Genomic DNA, 19,662 nt, shown 5'->3' on the forward strand with positions numbered 1-19,662 from the left:
TTACAATTAAACATTATGAACTAGGTTATCAACCTGAGCATAAAAACACATTCATCGTCATCAACAAGCAAACAACTGCTTATTATGACTCAACATACTTAAAATATATAATAGCTAATAACTATTATCATTTTTTGGAGTAAATAATGTCTCATTTATCATTAAAAAAATATCAACAAACGACGTTAAGTAACGCTGGTGAGGCATCACCTTATCAACTAGTGGCTTTATTATTTCAAAAGTTATTAGATAATATTGCTACCGCTAAAGGCGCTATTACACAAAAAGACTATGCGAAAAAAGGTATGCAAATCTCTAATGCTATTGCCATAGTCGGTGTTTTAGAAGGTTCATTAGATCATGAGAAAGGTGGTGAAATTTCAGGGAACTTATCAGCATTATATAATTTTTGTTCTGAAAAATTATTTGAAGCCAATGCTAATAATGATATTGAATTACTCAACAAAGTCGCTCAGATTATTATTCCTATCAAATCTGGTTGGGATGCAATTCCACTTGAAGAGCAAGGAAAGGTAAGCTTTTAGTGCCTAGTACAACACCTAATAACACAATGCCTAATAATATGTCTACTGAGGTAAGAAATAGCCTTGAAGCTATTAACAAAGTGTCGCGACAGTTACTGTCGCAGCTTGATAGCCAAATTGATTACACTAACGTTTATAGTGATAACCGCTTAGATAATGATGACACCTCAAAAACCATTATGGAACAACGACCTGTCACCGATGAGCAATTGCGCGGTATAGTAAGCAAGCGAATGTTTCTTATTGAGCAATTATTTACACTGTACACCCAAGAACAACTTAGCTCACAATTACCACTTATCAATGAAATGGTATCCCTTGATGAGCAACTTATTGTGAAATCACAACAGCATAAACAACTATTAGCTTCGCGTATGCTTAAGATAAAACAAAGTAAAAAAGTAACTAAGCTCTATAAAGGATATTAACGCACCTATTATTTGAATCTACTATAAAAAACATCTTCTTATTTATTTTCATGCGCTTATAACTTGATCTTGAAAATCTATATTCAATTAAAACCTTAATTGGTATATTATGTGCTTAATATAGAGTTACAACATCCATAGGGTTAACGTAGCCCCTAACGGTTAGTTGTACGCTAACTATTAAATTACCCAAAAGGTATCTAAAGTAATGTTCAATAATAAAAACATTCTCATCACTGGTGGCACGGGTTCTTTCGGGAAAAAGTACGTCAAAACACTACTTGAGCGCTATTCTCCTAAAAAAATAATTATCTATTCTCGCGATGAATTAAAGCAATTTGAAATGCAGCAGGATTACAATCAACCTTGTATGCGCTATTTTATTGGCGATGTAAGAGATAAAGAACGCTTAATACAAGCAATGAACGGCGTCGACTTTGTTATTCATGCCGCGGCATTAAAACAAGTACCTGCTGCTGAATACAATCCCACAGAATGTATCAAAACAAATATAAAAGGTGCTGAGAATGTTATTGCCGCGGCCCTTGCCAATAATATTGAAAAAGTTATTGCGCTTTCTACCGATAAAGCGGCAAATCCAGTAAACCTTTATGGCGCTACAAAACTTGTTTCAGATAAATTGTTTGTCGCCGCAAATAATATGTCCGGTGGTTATCGAACATTATTTTCAGTAGTGCGTTATGGTAATGTTGTTGGTTCTAGAGGCTCTGTTGTGCCTTTTTTTCAAAAGCTTATTGACGATGGGGCAACTGAATTACCCATCACGCATAATGAGATGACGCGCTTTTGGATAACCTTACAAGACGGTGTCGACTTTGTACTGAAGAACTTTGAACGTATGCTCGGTGGTGAAATTTTTATTCCTAAAATACCTTCAATGCGCGTTATAGATTTAGCCAAAGCCATGGCGCCAGATTTACCTATTAGTATTATTGGTATTCGTCCTGGTGAAAAATTACATGAAATCATGTGTCCTTCTGACGATTCTTATCATACCTTTGAATATGATGATCACTTCGTTATAGCACCATCAATAATTTTTTCAAGTAGAAGTAACGACTTTACTATTAATGCCCTGAGCGAAAAAGGCAAGCAAGTGCCTCATGGCTATGAGTACAGCTCATTAAATAATGAATATTTCTTATCTAGAAAAGAGCTTCTTGATTTTAACGACTTAGCTGAGCTTTAATAATCACATGAATACTATGATCCCTTATGGTAAACAAGATATTAACCAAGACGATATCAATGCTGTATTGGAAGTATTAACTTCAGACTTTTTAACGCAAGGGCCTAAAGTGCCTTTGTTTGAAAAAGCATTTATAAAAAAATGTGCTGCTAAATTTGGTGTTGCGGTCAATAGCGCAACATCCGCATTACATATAGCAAATTTAGCGTTAGGTGTTGGTAAAGGTGACCTAGTATGGACGAGCCCCATCACCTTTGTTGCCACGGCAAATAGTGCACTATACTGTGGCGCTGCAATTGACTTTGTTGATATCAACTTAATGACAGGTAATATCTGTGTTGACGCTTTAGAAAGAAAACTTATCTTTGCTGAAGAAAATAACACTTTACCTAAAGTTATCATTCCTGTGCACCTTGCAGGACAATCATGCGACATGGCGAAAATTCATGCATTATCTCTTAAATATCGTTTTAAGATTATTGAAGATGCCTCTCATGCTGTCGGCGCCAAATACAAAGGTAAACCAGTGGGTAGCTGCCAATACTCTGACATTACGGTTTTTAGCTTTCACCCAGTAAAAATTATCACCTCGGCTGAAGGTGGTTTAGCGGTTACCAATAATAAACTACTCGCTCAAGCAATGCGTCAGTTTCGCAGCCACGGTATTGTCTCAGATGAAGCTAGCATGACCGAGCCGTCTCATGGGCCTTGGTACTATCAACAAATAGGCTTAGGTTTTAATTATCGAATGACAGAGTTGCAAGCGGCTTTGGGGCTTAGCCAAATGACGCGGCTAGATGAGTTTGTTACTAAAAGAAATGCGTTAGCGAAAATATATGATCAAGCCTTTAACAATACTTCGTTACTTCGTTTAACGCCTAACGACAACGCCTATTCAAGCTATCATTTATATATTGTATTATTAGCGAGTTGTGATAAAGGTTCACATAAGAATATTATTAGCCAATTAAGAGAAAAAAACATTTGCGCGCACCTGCATTATATTCCCGTTCATACGCAACCCTATTATCAAAAACTAGGCTTTAAGGATGGTGACTACCCCATTGCCGAAGAATATTATCAACGCGCAATATCGTTACCTTTATACCCCAATTTGGCCGTAAAAGAGCAACAATATATTATTGACACCTTATTATCTGAGATTAAAACATCAAACCATAAACAAAAATTAATCGGTCAGTAATGATGAAACTGGCTTTAGGTACGGTACAATTTGGTTTAAATTACGGCATTAGTAACCAACAGGGTCAAGTCTCCCCTAATCAAGTTAAGGATATATTACTACAGGCACAAGCTTTAGGAATTGACACTTTAGACTGTGCTGGCGCCTACGGTAATAGTGAAAAGGTATTGGGGGAACTGGGCGCCAGTGAACGATTTAACTTAATTAGTAAAATCCCCACTTTAACGGCCGATAAAAACTCTATCACTCCTTATTTAGAGCAAAGTTTAACTGATCTACAGTGTACAAGTGTACAAACATTACTATTTCATCAAGCTGACAATTTACTTAACCATCCAAGTAAAACGCAACTTTTCTCAGAGCTATTGAAATTAAAAGTTCAAAAGAAAGTCAATAGTATTGGTGTTTCGGTATATAACCCAGAGCAATTAACAGCAATCGCAAAACAATACCCTATAGATATCGTTCAAGCCCCTATTAATGTTTTTGACCAACGCTTTATTTCAAAAAACATCATCGAGCTATGTCGCACAAACAAAATAAAATTGCATGCAAGATCACTTTTTTTGCAAGGCTTACTCTTTATTGAAAAAAGCCAGATAAAGCCTTACTTTAAACCTTACCAAGAGAAACTCGCAGCTTTTAGTGCATTAGCTCAGAGTTTATCTTGCTCAAAGTTAACGTTAGCGCTAGCATTATTGGCACAAGATTCACTTGATGAAAAAGAAGTAAATCTATATGGCAATGTCATTGAAAAATTGGTTATAGGTGTGTGTAGTAAACAACAATTACTTGAAGTAGTAAGCGCTTATCAACAAGCGAAAAGCTTAGCTGTGACAAGTGAAGAGCTATCCATATTAGCGGATACACGACTAGGTTTTATTAATCCTAGCTTATGGCAGATTTAATAAATATTACCGATAGCAAAGTAATAGAAAAGCAGCAACCTATAAAACGATGGAAAATGACTAATGACTGATATTTTAATTATTTTACAAGCTCGCATGTCTTCATCAAGGTTACCAGGCAAAGTATTAAAAGAAATATTAGGTAAACCTATGCTTGAGCATCAATTACAACGACTATCACATATTTCAACACCACATCAGTTGATTGTTGCTACAAGTGATAACACGAGTGATAACGCTATTGAGGCATTATGCAGACAACTTAATGTTGGTTGTTATAGAGGCGATTTAGATGATGTACTTACCCGATATTACCACGCAGCGCAGAGCGTTAACCAAGATAAAAAAATAAAACATATTGTTCGTATTACCGGTGACTGTCCGTTAATCGACGCCAACATTATCGACGAAGTCATTACACACTATATAAATCAACAAGTAGATTATTGTTCAAATTGTGCTCCTCCAACGTTACCTGATGGTTTAGATGTTGAAATTTTTAGTTTTACTGCATTAAAGCAAGCGTTTGAACAAGCAATACTGCCCTCTGAACGCGAACATGTCACACCTTTTATTCGTAATAACCCACAATTATTCAGCACAGCTAATTATCGATACCAAACTGACTTATCTCACTTACGGTGGACAGTAGATGAGCCTGAAGATTTTGACTTTGTTACGCAGGTTTATCATAACTTGTATAATAAAAAAATGTATTTCACCATGAATGATATTTTATTATTGTTAAGTAAACAGCCCAGCCTAAAAAACATAAACAACAATTACCATCGCAATGAAGGTTTAAGTAGATCATTAATTGAAGACAAAGAGCAAGCTCATGAATAAAACGTTTATTAAGTCTCAACAAATGCTCGCACGAGCAGAAGCAAGTATTCCTTTAGGCTCACAAACCTTTAGTAAATCTAAAACGGCTTACCCTTATGGTGTGTCACCTTTTTTTATTGAGCGAGGCCAAGGTTGCCAAGTATGGGATATTGATGGCAATCAATACCTAGACTTTGTCAGTGGCCTATTATCTGTGTCTATTGGTTATTGCGATAACGATGTCGATAATGCTGTTATTGAGCAATTAAAGTCTGGCGTCACATTTTCTCTCCCTCATAGGCTAGAAACAGAAGTTGCCGAAATGATTATCGACATGGTGCCATGCGCCGAGATGGTTCGCTTTGGTAAAAATGGCAGTGATGCAACATCAGCAGCGATACGTCTAGCAAGAGCTTTTACAAAAAATGAACATATTGCTGTTTGTGGGTATCACGGCTGGCAAGACTGGTATATTGGCTCAACATCACGCGACTTAGGGGTGCCAGAGTCCACTAAAGCGCTCACACATACTTTTGAATATAACAATATTGACTCTCTTAAAAAGTTACTAGCAAAAAACAAATTTGCTGCCATCATTATGGAGCCAATGAATACAGCTTATCCTGAAGCTAATTTTTTACAAGAAGTTAAGGCATTATGCCATCAGCATGGAGCGCTATTAATTTTTGATGAAATGATCTCAGGTTTTCGTTTTTCTCTGGGGGGCGCACAAGAATTATTTGGTGTAATACCTGACTTAGCGACTTTTGGTAAAGGTATGGCAAATGGTTACCCTATATCCGCTGTTGTAGGGCGCGCTGATATAATGATGCTAATGGAGGATATCTTCTTTTCAGGTACTTTTGCTGGTGAAACATTATCACTAGCAGCGAGCAAAGCAGTATTATATAAACTTAGTACTGAAAATATATTACCCCATATTCATGCTATGGGTGAGCAATTACTCACAGGATTACAGCAGATATTTACCGACATGGGTAAACCAAGTTGGTTAAATATCTGTGGTCACCCTAGCTGGTCATTCCTACAAATTTTAGATTGCACTCCCTACTCAAGTTGGCAGTTAAAATCATTATTATTACAAGAGATGAGTCAACGAGGAATATTACTTGGTGGTGGGCATAACCTTAATTATGCCCATCAAAGTGAAGACATAGATACACTATTAAATGCTTATCGTGAAGTACTGTCACTATTAGCTAAAACCATTAGTCAGCAAAATTTTGAACAAGTATTTCACGGTAAAGTATTACAACCTTTATTTAAGGTTCGCTAATGAAAACAATTGTTTTTAGAGCGGACGCCTCCCCTGTGTTAGCTACCGGTCATATAATGCGCTGCTTAACTTTAGCGCAAGCATTAACACTACAGTTTCCGCTAGCGCGTATTATTTTTATTTCTAATCACTTGCCTAATAGTTTGACTGTTAAATTAATGCAATTATCAGTAGAGCTTGTCACTCTGCCATTTGATATCGACAGTAGTGATTGGCGACAAACAGATGACGCTAAAGCTTGTATTAACGCTATAACAAGTCAAGTATTAACAGTAAATACCACTATAGATTTACTGATTGTTGATCACTACTTTATTGATTGGCAATGGCAAAAAGAACTAAAGCAATATTATAAAAAATTACTTGTTATCGATGATTTAGCCAATAGAACACACCTTGCTGATTTTTTACTTGATCAAACATTAAATCGTCAAACAAATGATTATTTATCGCTTGTCCCCCCTTATTGTCAACTTTTATTAGGCAAAAAATTTATCTTATTAAGAGATGAATTCAGCCGACTCATACCAACCGCCAAACAAAAAAGAGCGCAAGTAAAAACGATAAAAAACACTATTTCAATTGATAATATTTTAGTTAACTTAGGCGGTTTAGATAATAACAACCTAACTAAAGTAATAATCAATGCATTAATTGAATATAAAATAAAAACTAATAATCATAAGTTAACTGTTGATATCATAATGGCAAGTCATTCGCCACATGTGGAAAGTATAAAAGCATTAATCACAGATCACGACTGGCTGACCCTTACTCTTGATTGTAATGAGATGTCTAATAAAATACTTAATGCCGATTTGGCGATTGGTGCTTGTGGAACCACCGCTTGGGAGCGCTGCAGCTTAGGGCTACCCACTCTAGCTATTGTACTGGCTGATAACCAAAAAGAGGTCAATAATAGCTTAGCTGATGAAAAGGCGATTATTAGCCTAGGCCATTATCAAGCACTGACTATGAACGCTATTATTGAGGCTATATGTTTACTTGAAAGCCAACCAAGTAACTATTTATCATTAATTAAAAATAGTTTTAATAGTTGTGATGGTCTAGGGATACAACGAGTAGTAACTCAATTATCTACGCCTGAAGTAACACTGGAGTTAGCCACTATTAATGATTTACCAACAGTCTTTAATTGGCAATCAAACCCACAAATAAGACACTATTCTCGTAATACAAAAGCAATTAAATACCAAGAACATAAGCAATGGTTTTTATCAAGTATATCCATGGAACATCGCCATATGTATATGGTGTGTTCGGCAGGTAAAAAGTTAGGTGTCTTACGTCTTGACAAACAAAATATAGCGCAAAGCGTGAAACGCTATGAAATATCGATTTTGATTGCTCCTGAGGCGCAACGCAAAAAACTGGCACTTAAAGCTATTCACGCCATACCAAAAAGCTTTGATAGCTGTGAAATTTATGCTCACGTGCATCCTCAAAACCAAGCATCTCAACACTTATTTACCCAAGTAAATTTTATTAAGCTAACTGAAAGTAGTTACCTTCGGCCATCTTATCATCCCCCAAGTAATTAGGATTATCAACGATGAATTCGAATGAAATTAGTATTAATCATAGAAAAATCGGCTCTAATCATCCGCCCTATATCATTGCTGAGTTATCAGCTAATCATAATGGTTCAATTGATACCGCCATAAAAACCATAAAAATGGCAAAAGAGATGGGCGCTGATGCTGTAAAAATACAAACGTATACCGCGGATACGATGACCATTGATTGCGATAAAGAAGACTTTAAGATATCAGACGGTTTATGGGACGGTTATAGTCTCCATCAACTTTACCAAGAAGCACATACGCCTTATGAATGGCATGAACAGTTATTCTCTTATGCTGCTGAGATTGGCATTACGCTATTTAGCAGTCCATTTGATGAAACAGCCGTAGATTTATTAGAAACACTTGAGACACCAGCCTACAAAATTGCGTCTTTTGAATTAACTGATTTACCGCTAATTGAGTATGTTGCTAAAACGCTAAAACCTATGATTATGTCTACTGGCATGGCTAATTTAACTGAAATAGAAGAAGCCATTACATGTGCTCAACAAGCGGGTTGTAAAGAGTTAATCATATTACATTGTATTAGCGCTTACCCAGCACCCGCACAAGAAAGTAATTTAGCCACTATACAAGATTTAGCAAGAAGGTTTAATGTTATTGTCGGTTTATCAGATCATACTTTAAGCAACACTGTTGCCATAACAGCAACTGCACTAGGTGCCTGTGTTATTGAAAAACATGTCACTTTATCCAGAGAAAACAAAGGTCCTGACTGTGAGTTCTCACTTGAACCTTTTGAGTTAAAAGCCTTATGTAATGAAACTACAATAGCATGGCAAGCATTAGGTAACGCAGGCTACGAGCTCAAACCAGCTGAATTACAGAATAAAAAATTTAGAAGATCAATTTACTTTGTCGAAGATATTACAGAAAACACCATAATAACTAAACAACATATTCGTAGAATAAGACCCGGTTTTGGGCTAGCTCCTAAATATTATAACGATATTATTGGTAAAAAAACCAGCCAAGCTATTAAGCGTGGTACTCCTGTGGCGAAGCATTTAATAAAATAACGATAAAGTTGCTAGTATAGGCTAATCGAAAGCTAACAAAGCATTAGCCTCAATATGAATACTGTTACTAAAGCCTTCCTTAAAAAAACCAATAGAATTTTGTTTTTCTGTTGGTGTTTTTTGTTCAAATAAGTGATGTCTATTTCCTAAAAGATATCGTTTAATGCCAAGTGTTTTCATGTGTTCAATGGCTTTTAGTTGGATCACATGGCCAAGCGGTAAATCAAATAAACTTCTATCATAGACCCCAACACTGTATGACGCCTCTAGTGGACTAATATTAAAAAGCGCGATACCAATCAATTTTTTATGTTCGTTATGCAAAGTAATACAAAAGGCTTCACGGGCGTTAACCATACTCTGTTGCAATACCCAAGTTGAAAGTGGCCTCGTTTCTTTACCTGATGTTTGAATATGAAACGCTCTAAACTGCTGAAGTAAATTATCAGACATTTGCGTGTGTAGTTCAGAGTGCCATAACTTTAAGCCTTTATTAATTAACGAACGATAACTTTTTCTAAAGGTTTTTTTTATATCCTCTAGTTCAGCTGTAATATTCGCAATTAAGTATTGCCGGTAATCAATAGCTTTAATTACCGATGAAAAGGTACGCTGCCATAAAATATCGTCGATTGGACTGTAAGACAACTTAATAGCGTTATTACTTTGTAAACTAAACTCTTTTAATACGTTCAAACATTGTTGATATATTTTTTTAATTGTTTTTTTACTTGTACCATCGGCAAAAAGTGGCGGGATAATAGCTTTGCAGTTACTTTGTAAAACAATACCGTTATCCCCTTGATATAAAGTTAATGGCCAAATAGCAACGGGAATGTTATTTTCGTATATCACAACAGAACAGTTTTTTGCTGTTAATAAATAAGCGTTGTGATAATAAATAGTTAAAGCCAAGTATTCTGTAGAAGCATGGTTACTCTGTAACAGCACTTTATCCCAGTCCGCTTGGTTAAGGTCTAAAGCGCCTACTTTTGAAAAATGAATTTCTGCCAAAGATTGCAATAGAGTATACCGAGTTAACATTGTCATAAGCACCACTCTGCCTGTAAATGACAAGGTAACAACCATACTTTTTCACAACATTGCTGTTCATAATTAAAATAAGTTCGTTGCTGTTCAATTACATTAAAAGGTATTAACGAACATAATTCTTGCTCGGTAAATAGGGATTTAGAAATAACTATATTAGAAGGAAGTCGTTTACTTAAATTTTCAAAAGATAATGCTAACTTAGGAAAGGTTTGACTAATATTAGCTATGTTTGATTGTATTTTATTCACTGCAGTGTCAATCAGTACATCAATACTTTTTTCTATTTTAGGTACTAAGGTGGGTGTTACTTGAAGAGTTTTTTCTTGGAAACAAGGAATATTTAAATGCTCTATAATAGAACCTAACTCTTGTTCCATTATTGCTCTTTGCTTTATTAACTTATGATAATCATCATCTTGTTGACAAACAACTATTGCCCCTACTGACACTTGGCAAATTTTAGGTAATGAAATAAGACAAAAAGGCGCATTATTTGGAAAAAGTTCGCTTTTTTCATTCGTTAAAATAAGTGAATCGACAGCATCTTCAACCAATACATTATTATAAAACTGCTGATTAACTTGTGTTTTATTACCCCATTGATGGTAAATAATTTGTTGTTCTGATTGCTCTGGAAAAATAGTTGAAGGTGTACTTTGATAAGATATAGCCGACAGCACACAATGTGATGAAAACGGCTGTACAAAAGTTAATTGAGATCTTGATAGCTCTCGAATCACTGAGATAGCCATAAGACCAACTCTAGCTCTTGAAAAGTAAACGACTTTATAGGGAGCATACAAATCAGAAAAATATTGCTCTATCTCTGTAAGTGTCGACTTTGCGTCTGTAACCGTATCACTATTAATGTCAGTTTTAGGCCACATCCAAACTTTTTTCATTACCACTTCCTAATGAGAATATCTTCGCGAGTGTTAGAAAAAGGTAGTTGTTCACCTTGTGGTACAAGATAAGTTTCATAGCCCATTTGACGATACCTCATCATCAGCATGATAACTAATGAATCATCTAAACTACCTGCTTCAAATTGATTCCAACTTATTTCAGGTGTCTCTTCATTACCGCTCCATTCTTTATGAAATGCTTTGCCTTGCTCTGAGGATAAAAAACGTTTTTTCTTAGTTGCATTAGGTAGATCAGCAAGTAATAGTGTGCCACCATGTGCTAGAAGCGTTACTAAAGAATCAACAAATGTAATAAAATCATTTTCAAGATAAACACAATGAAAGACACTATAAACAATGATCGCATCGGCTTTATTTTGATAGGTTTCTACAAAGGATTTATCAGGAAACTGCACGCCTACTTTAGTGATATTTTCTGCTTCAGGTAATAGCGAAAGCATCTCTATACTATCGACAAGTACCAAGTTATTTTTGTAAGTATAGCTATTCTCAATGAGTTTTTTGACGGGATCAGAACAACCACACCCAATATCTATAATAAGTGAATTTTCTCGCGTTAACGCTGGTAGTTTTGAATAGATATCATCAAAAATATTCAGTTCATCGACACTTTGATTCAAGTACCGACCACACTTTTCTGTTGTAGTTAAACTGCTATCCTTAGATGTTTTTTTATAATAATCAAAGTAGTTCATAATTTATATCTCTTGAATTGAGTGATAAAGCTCTAGTATATTATTCAAAAAACATATCAATATAAGAGTTTCATTAATATGCTTTTTAATGACATAAAGTATTTTTATAACAATACTTTATTTGCTTATGACTACGCCTTTGATGGTTTATTATAAGTCAATACTAACTCTTTATATAACGAATTAATGTGTCCACGAAGCTCCTTCAAACTAAAGGTTATAAATTCTTTTTGCTCAATGGGATCATCATAATAATAACTATTCGTCATAATATACGCTTGAAAATATCTAAAGGTGCCTTGCATTAGCCAGTAACTAACTTTATATTCATCACGAGACTTAAGCTTCATTAATAACTTATTTTGTAAATGGAAAGCTTCTGATAAATCATTTCTATTCTCTATTTTTCCATTAATAAATTTCATCAGCTCTTCAAGTATTACTTTTACCTCTTGAAAGGAGTTAGATATTGCACGGTCTAATTTTTTCACTGTAAATTGTTTATTATCAAACGAAGACGCTAGAAGCTCTTCTAATAATAATGTTTTATCTGTAAATTTAGAGAAGCTGTTAAGCTCAGTTAAAGGCACAGGAGTACAGCCAGCAATTTTAGCGCCATCAGAACAATTAGAAACGGTTACCTCTACGTTGCTCTGTAAAAGCATTTCAATATTAGCGCGAGACATATCCAAAATATCAGTGGTGTAAACAGAGTCACAAAAGTTACCTTCAACTTTCATATTTTCGTCCGCTTTTACCGTGTCATTAAAGTCATTAAATACTTCATCATAATAAATACTGTCTTTTGAGTGATGATGTTCACTACTTTTATAGCCTAAATCGACACCAACAAGATAGAGGTTTTTAAAGCCAAGCGATGTTACAACCGCTAAGGCAGTATTGCTGACCGTTGGGTTACTATAATCCGGTGCAGCGTACATATTTAACGTATCGTACTGCTGAATCAGTTTACCGCCAGCATCATTTAACTTGGTTAGTAACAATGGCGTTTTAAATCTACTTAATAATTTAGGATAGACGGTATTGAGGGCAATAATTTGAATATCTTTTAATTTTATGTCTTTATCTTCTTGTTGCTTTTCAATGACCTCTATATAAGGTAATAGTGAGGCAGTACGCTCCATTTCAATATGAATATCCGGCTTTATATTATTTTTCAACAGTGCTTTTAAACCTGTGCCACAACTGACAATAATAATGTTATCTGAGTTTTTTTGTAAAAACTCCACCGAGGTGTCAAACGATGGGCCATTAGCAACAATAAAAACAGGCTTCGTTGCTATTTTATTGTTATTTAAATGTTCTTTTTTACAGATTTTATAACCGGATTGGATGTTAGTCAGCGTATGAGTAATACTAATGATCTCATCTTCCATAAAGCCCCAACCTGCCGTCCAACGATGTCCGATTTCTCGAATAAGCTTTATCGTATCAGTGGTAGTATCACTTAAGTAATGACGAAAAAAGAACATTCTACTTAAATTAAAGTGGCCTTGCTGGTGAAGCATATTAGAGATAGCGTTAATAATACCCGCAGACGAACCACCAATTCTCACTGTAAATGTACCACCAAGAGAAATACACCCTTCAATAATACCTCTAAGTTCAATACAATGTAGCATTGCATAAAAAACATCTTTAGAAGGTTCACAAAGAAAAAAATTAATGATATTTTTTTGATTAAATAATTCTTCTATTTGATAACCTAAACCTGCACCGATCATACAAACACAATCAATTTTATCTTCATCAATAGGCCTTTTTAGTGTTTCTTTGACGTCATTTTTTCGTTTGTGTGATATTTTCTTTAGGATATGCGCATGATCAAAATATATATCCTTATCTTCTTGATGATCTAGGGTATAAGTCATCATAGCGGGATCTTTTATAAATAAAGCAACCTGCTGCTTGGCAAACTCTTTAGCATCTTCATACACAAAAGCATCATTATTAAATAAATTAATTTGCCCGTTTTCATCAATAGCAGCACCAGAACTCTGAGGTTGGTAACTTTTAAATTCTTCATAAATATCAGGGATATATACCTTTAAAGCATCAAGATTAGCCGCTAACGTTGCTTGCATTAACATTTTTTGAATAATAATTGATTGATCTTCCATTAACATCTCCGATTTATAAATTTTAAACGCTACTGATTATGATTGTTAATCATGTAATAGCTAGGGCAATTAAATTACAACAACAAAAAAATAAACTTAAATAATTGCTGAGAGTATAGTATTTGTTAGTTATCAACATAATACAAGCAATTAAAAGGCCAATATTAAATGCCATATTAAAAATAAGGTTGTTTTATTAACGACTAAGTAAAAAATAGTGTCGTTTGGGCTAAACCATGGTGGGAGGTATATTACCGTTACTATTAGCAGTAAAGAAAAGGCTGGTCACTATGCGGATATACGTTTTATAAAAATTAAAAATATCACTTTAATAAACGTAATGTAAAAATTTTTCTACATTACGTTTATTGAATGTTGGTTGTCAAATGTTCAAGACTAGCGTTATGAAGACTTTTTAACAACGCCTGGCATATTGTCTAACTGTGACAAAAGAAATGAGCTAGTAGAGTTCATTTGTGCTACCACTAAGTCCATAGCGTTATATTGCGCATACAACCTCGACTCTAACGAAGCCATTTTAAACTGAAAACCTTCTAAGTCATCGGTTATCTTATCAATTTGATTATTTTTACCATTAATTCGTTGGCTGATAACACCGTCAGAATCAGTATAAAAACCAATAAAATCATTCATATCTTTAACAAAGCCATTGTCACCATTAGGGCCTAAGAAAAATGATTGAACTTTATCAGGTGATTCTTTTATCAAATCTTCAAGCGTACTTTTTTCAAAACTCAATTTACCATCTCGTTCAGTGCGAACACCTAATTGAGATAAGGTTAACGTTTCACCATTACCGGTATCAAAGCCTTTATTAAACTGACTTCTAATTTTAGTCATAACACCACGCAACATAGAATCACCAGCTAATACCCCCGCATTTTCAAGCTCTCCATCGGCATTTTGACCCGATTTACCCAGTTGTGCAGTTAAGTCAACTAATGCGTTAAAGCTTTCAATAAAAGTATTAATACCCGCGGCAACATTTTTATTATCTTCAGTAATTGATACTTTACTAATATCGTCATCAACACCATGTAACTTGTTTGCCGTAATGGTTATACCATCAATAACTGAATCAAAAACATTACTACTATTAGTAACCGTGATAGTGCCATCAATAGTAATTTTAGCATCTGTAGCGACATCAACTTCTGTCATATTATCAATATTAGCTGTCGCGGTTTGATTGGCAGAGCTAAACTGTGATAGTCCAGTCATATCACCATTATTACCGTCATCATCTACTGCCGTAACAGTAATTGCGTGTTCACTACCCTGTTGCCTACTACTAAAGACCAGATGATCACCGGCACCATCGTTGACGATACTGGCTTTAATAGAGCTGTTTTCACCATTATCATTAATCGCTTTCATAATATCAGTTAAGGTATCAAACGCGCCCACAGTAACATCAAAACTATTACCACCCGAACTAAATGATAACGAGCCCGAGCCTACTGTGTCAGTTGATGTAAAACCATTTACCGAAGTGAGTTTATTGGTCGCCGCAGAGGTAAAACGAGACAAACCTGAATTATCACCGTTAGAGACACTAGGAGTATCCATATTAGTAGAGGCAAATTGAGAAATTCCCGTGGTATTCGTATTATTACCATCGTCATCTGTTGCTGTTACCGTAACAGCATTAGCATCACCGGGTTCAATAGAATTAAAGACTAAATGTTGGCCTGCACCATCAGTAACTATTCTAGCCACAACCGAGGTGTTATCGGTACTCTCATTAATAGCGGTCACTATATCTGACAAGGTATCGGTAGCGCCTACCGCTATATCAAAATTATTACCACCTGAACCAAAAGACAAGGTACCAGAGCCAACCGTGTCTGTTTTAGCAAACCCTGCTGTTGAGGTTAATTTATTACTCGCTTCTGAGACATTAATAGTAATGGCATTATCTATACCTGTTTGCTTACTATTTAAGACTAAATGTTGACCTGAAGCATCGGTAATAATAGTAGCACTAACTGAAGAGTTATCAGCGTTATCATTTATCGCATCACGAACATCACTTAATGTAGCTGCACCAGATACCACTACATCAAACGCATTATCACCAGAAGTTATCGACAGTGTACCTTCACCTACCTCTTCTTTTGCATCAATAGCAGAGGACATTAATTTATGCTGAGTCGCTAACGCTTCGACTTTAACAGAATATTGACCAACTTCTGCACCTTTATCAGAGCTAAGTCCAACAAAGTCATCCCTGCCATTAACAGTACGATTTTGATATTTTTCTACATCACCGAGCCCTTCAAAAGAAGAAGTTACCGCCTCTAAGGCTGATTTTAACGCACCTACCGCTGATATATCCGTGGTAAATGCACCTTGTTGACGGGCAGCTCTCGCTTCATAGGGTACTTTTTCAGCATTAACAATAGCTGAAACAATCTCACTAACTTGTAAGCCAGAACCAATACCTGTAAATGAAATACCTGCCATGAGAAGCTCCTTTAGCCTATGATGTTGATAACAATTTTAACATAACTGAACATAATGAGTTATCACTTAGTATAACTCAACGTAGGTGAACTGAAGTAATATATAAGCTAAATTAACTTGGTTTATCACTTAATATTGCTAAACTTTAGCATCAATAAAGCCACCAACCATATCTGATAACTTAGACACTAAGGTTAATACTTCTTCTGAGGGGTATTGTTTAAGTAAATCACCTGAGTCTTTATCAATCACTTTAATCACGTCTCGACCAGAGTCTTTATCGACTGAAAACTCTATATTTCGATTTAAGTCACCAACAAAGTCCTGCAATTGCTGAGCCACTTTATCTAACTGGGTAGCCGTTAACGGCTGCTCAGCAGGTAATTCTTGTGGTGAGGTCTTCGATAACAATGGGGCAACAGGCGCTTCATCTTGTTTAATATTAACAACATCCTGAGTGTCAACTTTACCTACGCTAGTATTACTTCCTATTGCATCACCAGCACGTTGATATTCAGATGCTACGCTTACCCCCCCTAGACCACTACCACTTGGATTTACACTCATAATATGCTCCTTATTCAAATGAAACCACGCGCTTTACCATGAATAAAACCGCTATTATCAGTATAAATACCGTGGTTTGTTTATTTATTAAACAAGCAATAAAGTTAAAACACAAAAGGAAGGAGTTTGAGGCTCCTTCCTTTTCTTTATGCTTTAGGTCGAACCTGAACCTATACGATATTAACCGATAAGACTTAATGCCGCTTGTGGTAACTGGTTAGACTGAGCCAAAATTGACGTACCTGCTTGTTGCAATATTTGGTTTTTAGTCATCTGCGCCGTTTCAGAAGCAAAATCGGTATCTTCAATACGGCTGCGTGATGCTGACACATTTTCTTGAACGTTAGCTAAGTTACTAATGGTATGTGAAAAACGATTTTGCACCGCACCTAAATCAGCACGCTGACTATCTATTTGTGCAAGAGCGGCATCAATAGTTTTCAGTGCACTTTGAGCGCCTGAAGAATCCGTACCAGAAATATCCATAGATTTAATACTTGTTAGCTCACTTGCACCACCAGTAGAAGCAATTGCAGCAGAACCTGTACCTAGTACTTCATTCGCTGTTACACCACTAATACCTATTTTATCTGAAGATGATAAGTTAAGCTCAGCCGACACACTTACCGCTGCAGCCAATGTAGCAACCGCTTGTCCGCCAATAGTGAAACCACTCGTATCGCCTGTACCTGTTGCTTCTATACCATCTACATCGGTTGCTTTAAAGGTAATAGCATCAGTGTCTTTATCATAAACAGCATCATAACCATCGGCTTGCATTTTTTCAGCTAAACGCTCTGAGTCGCCACCAAAGGTACTTAAATCATAGGTATGAACCGCAACCCCACCTTTAGATATCTCAAGTGTAGATGAGCTACTTGAGTCAATACCGGCAATGGTTGTATTTAAACTAGCTTCTGCAACAACACCTGTGGCTTCTGCATTAATACTATCGGCAATGGTAGCTGCACCATCACCAGCGCCAACACTAACATTCTTACCATTAATGTTTAACGTATCTGCTGTTGTGTTCATGTTGGCTGCTAAGGAAAGTGTTTGAACATCACCAATACCTGTTGATGCTGCAGTGCCGGCGCCTTTTATTTCATGAGCACCAATAGTCTCGGCTGACATATTACCTAAAGAAACATTGATGGTTTCGTTAGCATTAGCACCGATTTGAAATTGTTTAGTACCAAAACTACCATCAAGCAAACTTGTTGCGCCAAACTTAGTGGTTTCAGAAATACGGGTTAATTCTTGCTGTAAAGCGCCCACTTCTTTTTGTAGCGCTGCGCGGTCATCTGCACCGTTTGAGCCGTTAGCTGATTGTAACGCTAAATCACGCATACGTTGTAGTATCGCAGATGATTCTTGCATTGCACCCTCAGCGGTTTGTGCCATTGAAATACCATCGTTAGCATTTCGTTGTGCTACACCTAAACCATTTACCTGTGAAGTTAAACGGTTAGCGATTTGCATACCCGCTGCATCATCCTTGGCGCTGTTAATACGCATACCAGAAGATAAGCGTTGCATCGAAGTCGCCAAGCCTTCACTAGATTTACTTAGGTTACGCTGAGCGTTAATTGACGATGTATTAGTAATTACTGATAAAGCCATGATGAACTCCTGATTACATAATTGTAATTATTTAGTTAGTTAGTTTGTTGTATTAACCAGAAACCGCCAATTAACTTCTATGGTAAAAATTAATTTAACCAGCTCCGTTCTAATTACCTTAACGGCCGCTTAAAAATTAACTTTAATATTTTTATAAAAAATACCTAAAAAAATATCACTACACTTATCACTTAACCTATATAAAAAGGTAACTCTTTGTTTAAAAAGTTATTACTCGTATAGATTTATTAAGCTAACTTTAATTTTTTAACACGAAAAAAAGAGGGAGCACCGGTATTACCAGTGCTCCCTCTTTAATATAAACTCAATTTATCAACAATAAAGTTATTGTATATTATTTATAATAACCTTTAATAAAAATGTAGCGATTAAATTAAGCTAAGTACCTCCACTGACTAACCTAGTAAGCTAACCGCTGCCTGTGGGATTTGGTTGGCTTGTGACAAAATAGTAGTACCAGCTTGTTGCAGTATTTGGTTCTTCGTCATATGCGCTGTTTCAGAAGCAAAATCAGTATCTTGAATACGGCTACGTGATGCTGATACGTTTTCTGCTACGTTAGCTAAATTACTAATAGTATGAGAGAAACGATTTTGCACCGCACCTAAACTTGCTCTACTTGAGTCTATTTGCGCAAGAGCGGCATCAATGGCTTTAATAGCATTTTGCGCGCCTGAAGAATCAACCCCTGAAATATCAAGTGAATCAACACTTGTTAACGAACTTGCACCACCTGTAGATTGAACAGCAGCGTTACCAGTACCTAATACTTCGTTAGCAGTATTACCACTAACACCTATTTTACTTGCTGATGATAAATTAAGCTCTGCTGAAACACTTAGCGAACCAGCTGTTGTAGCAACCGCTTGTCCACCAATGGTAAAGCCACTCGTATCATTTGCACCAGTAGCCTCCATACCGTCTACATCAGTTGCTTTAAAAGTAATAGCATTAGTGTCTTTATCATAAACAGCATCATAACCATCGGCTTGCATTTTTTCAGCTAAACGCTCTGAGTCGCCACCAAAGGTACTTAAATCATAGGTATGAACCGCAACCCCACCTTTAGATATCTCAAGTGTAGATGAGCTACTTGAGTCAATACC

The 19,662-nt window shown here is 35.9% G+C and carries 17 protein-coding genes; 9 read left to right on the top strand and 8 right to left on the bottom strand.

The genetic code is table 11. The annotated features are described in order from the left end of the window. Positions 1-146 precede the first annotated feature (146 nt). From fliS to pseI, 9 genes are all read left to right on the top strand, one after another. Positions 147-545 carry a flagellar export chaperone FliS gene (gene fliS / locus FCS21_RS10725; RefSeq protein ID WP_138623217.1) on the top strand — a complete coding sequence of 133 codons (399 nt, stop codon included), beginning with the start codon at positions 147-149 and terminating at the stop codon, positions 543-545. Further along, positions 545-973 (top strand): hypothetical protein, encoded by a 429-nt coding sequence (locus FCS21_RS10730; protein WP_138623219.1) that lies wholly within the window; start codon positions 545-547, stop codon positions 971-973. Before fliS ends, FCS21_RS10730 begins: the two co-directional genes overlap by 1 nt. Before the next feature lie 208 nt (positions 974-1,181). Beyond that, entirely contained in the window at positions 1,182-2,183 is a 1,002-nt protein-coding gene (gene pseB, locus FCS21_RS10735) for a UDP-N-acetylglucosamine 4,6-dehydratase (inverting) (protein WP_138623220.1), read from the top strand. 16 nt (positions 2,184-2,199) lie between these two features. Then, complete coding sequence (gene pseC, locus FCS21_RS10740) at positions 2,200-3,387, top strand: UDP-4-amino-4,6-dideoxy-N-acetyl-beta-L-altrosamine transaminase (protein ID WP_138623255.1); 1,188 nt, start codon at positions 2,200-2,202, stop codon at positions 3,385-3,387. Next, positions 3,387-4,295, top strand: a complete 909-nt coding sequence (locus FCS21_RS10745) for an aldo/keto reductase (RefSeq protein ID WP_138623222.1) — start codon at positions 3,387-3,389, stop codon at positions 4,293-4,295. The genes pseC and FCS21_RS10745 overlap by 1 nt, the downstream gene beginning before the upstream one ends. Positions 4,296-4,358: 63 nt before the next feature. Continuing rightward, on the top strand, positions 4,359-5,141 hold the full coding sequence (locus FCS21_RS10750; RefSeq protein WP_138623225.1) for a cytidylyltransferase domain-containing protein: 783 nt from the start codon (positions 4,359-4,361) through the stop codon (positions 5,139-5,141). Further along, the gene (locus FCS21_RS10755) at positions 5,134-6,417 is read left to right on the top strand and encodes an aminotransferase class III-fold pyridoxal phosphate-dependent enzyme (RefSeq protein WP_138623227.1); all 1,284 of its coding nucleotides are present in this window, start codon (positions 5,134-5,136) and stop codon (positions 6,415-6,417) included. Before FCS21_RS10750 ends, FCS21_RS10755 begins: the two co-directional genes overlap by 8 nt. Beyond that, the gene (gene pseG, locus FCS21_RS10760; RefSeq protein WP_138623229.1) at positions 6,417-7,979 is read left to right on the top strand and encodes a UDP-2,4-diacetamido-2,4,6-trideoxy-beta-L-altropyranose hydrolase; all 1,563 of its coding nucleotides are present in this window, start codon (positions 6,417-6,419) and stop codon (positions 7,977-7,979) included. The genes FCS21_RS10755 and pseG overlap by 1 nt, the downstream gene beginning before the upstream one ends. 11 nt (positions 7,980-7,990) lie before the next feature. Next, the gene (gene pseI, locus FCS21_RS10765; protein WP_138623231.1) at positions 7,991-9,043 is read left to right on the top strand and encodes a pseudaminic acid synthase; all 1,053 of its coding nucleotides are present in this window, start codon (positions 7,991-7,993) and stop codon (positions 9,041-9,043) included. A gap of 21 nt (positions 9,044-9,064) precedes the next feature. Here the strand turns inward: pseI and FCS21_RS10770 are convergent, their stop codons facing one another. The 8 genes from FCS21_RS10770 to FCS21_RS10805 all read right to left on the bottom strand — a co-directional run. Beyond that, positions 9,065-10,093: a hypothetical protein gene (locus FCS21_RS10770; RefSeq protein ID WP_171035685.1), complete on the bottom strand. Its 1,029-nt coding sequence runs from the start codon at positions 10,091-10,093 to the stop codon at positions 9,065-9,067. Further along, entirely contained in the window at positions 10,090-10,998 is a 909-nt protein-coding gene (locus FCS21_RS10775; protein WP_138623235.1) for a PLP-dependent aminotransferase family protein, read from the bottom strand. Before FCS21_RS10775 ends, FCS21_RS10770 begins: the two co-directional genes overlap by 4 nt. Further along, the gene (locus FCS21_RS10780; protein WP_138623237.1) at positions 10,998-11,717 is read right to left on the bottom strand and encodes a class I SAM-dependent methyltransferase; all 720 of its coding nucleotides are present in this window, start codon (positions 11,715-11,717) and stop codon (positions 10,998-11,000) included. The genes FCS21_RS10775 and FCS21_RS10780 overlap by 1 nt, the downstream gene beginning before the upstream one ends. Positions 11,718-11,848: 131 nt before the next feature. Then, positions 11,849-13,858, bottom strand: coding sequence for a motility associated factor glycosyltransferase family protein (locus FCS21_RS10785; protein WP_171035686.1), 2,010 nt, complete (start codon positions 13,856-13,858; stop codon positions 11,849-11,851). Between the two features lie 402 nt (positions 13,859-14,260). After that, complete coding sequence (gene fliD, locus FCS21_RS10790) at positions 14,261-16,345, bottom strand: flagellar filament capping protein FliD (protein WP_138623241.1); 2,085 nt, start codon at positions 16,343-16,345, stop codon at positions 14,261-14,263. Positions 16,346-16,483: 138 nt separating this feature from the next. Beyond that, positions 16,484-16,912, bottom strand: coding sequence for a flagellar protein FlaG (locus tag FCS21_RS10795; protein WP_246047171.1), 429 nt, complete (start codon positions 16,910-16,912; stop codon positions 16,484-16,486). A 180-nt stretch (positions 16,913-17,092) separates the two neighbouring features. Beyond that, the gene (locus tag FCS21_RS10800; RefSeq protein WP_138623243.1) at positions 17,093-18,535 is read right to left on the bottom strand and encodes a flagellin; all 1,443 of its coding nucleotides are present in this window, start codon (positions 18,533-18,535) and stop codon (positions 17,093-17,095) included. Positions 18,536-18,951: 416 nt separating this feature from the next. Then, a partial coding sequence (locus FCS21_RS10805; RefSeq protein WP_281279964.1) for a flagellin occupies positions 18,952-19,662 on the bottom strand: 711 nt, incomplete at its 5' end.

The sequence above is a fragment of the Colwellia ponticola genome (assembly GCF_005885605.1).
GTDB classification, from domain to species: Bacteria; Pseudomonadota; Gammaproteobacteria; order Enterobacterales; family Alteromonadaceae; genus Colwellia; species Colwellia ponticola.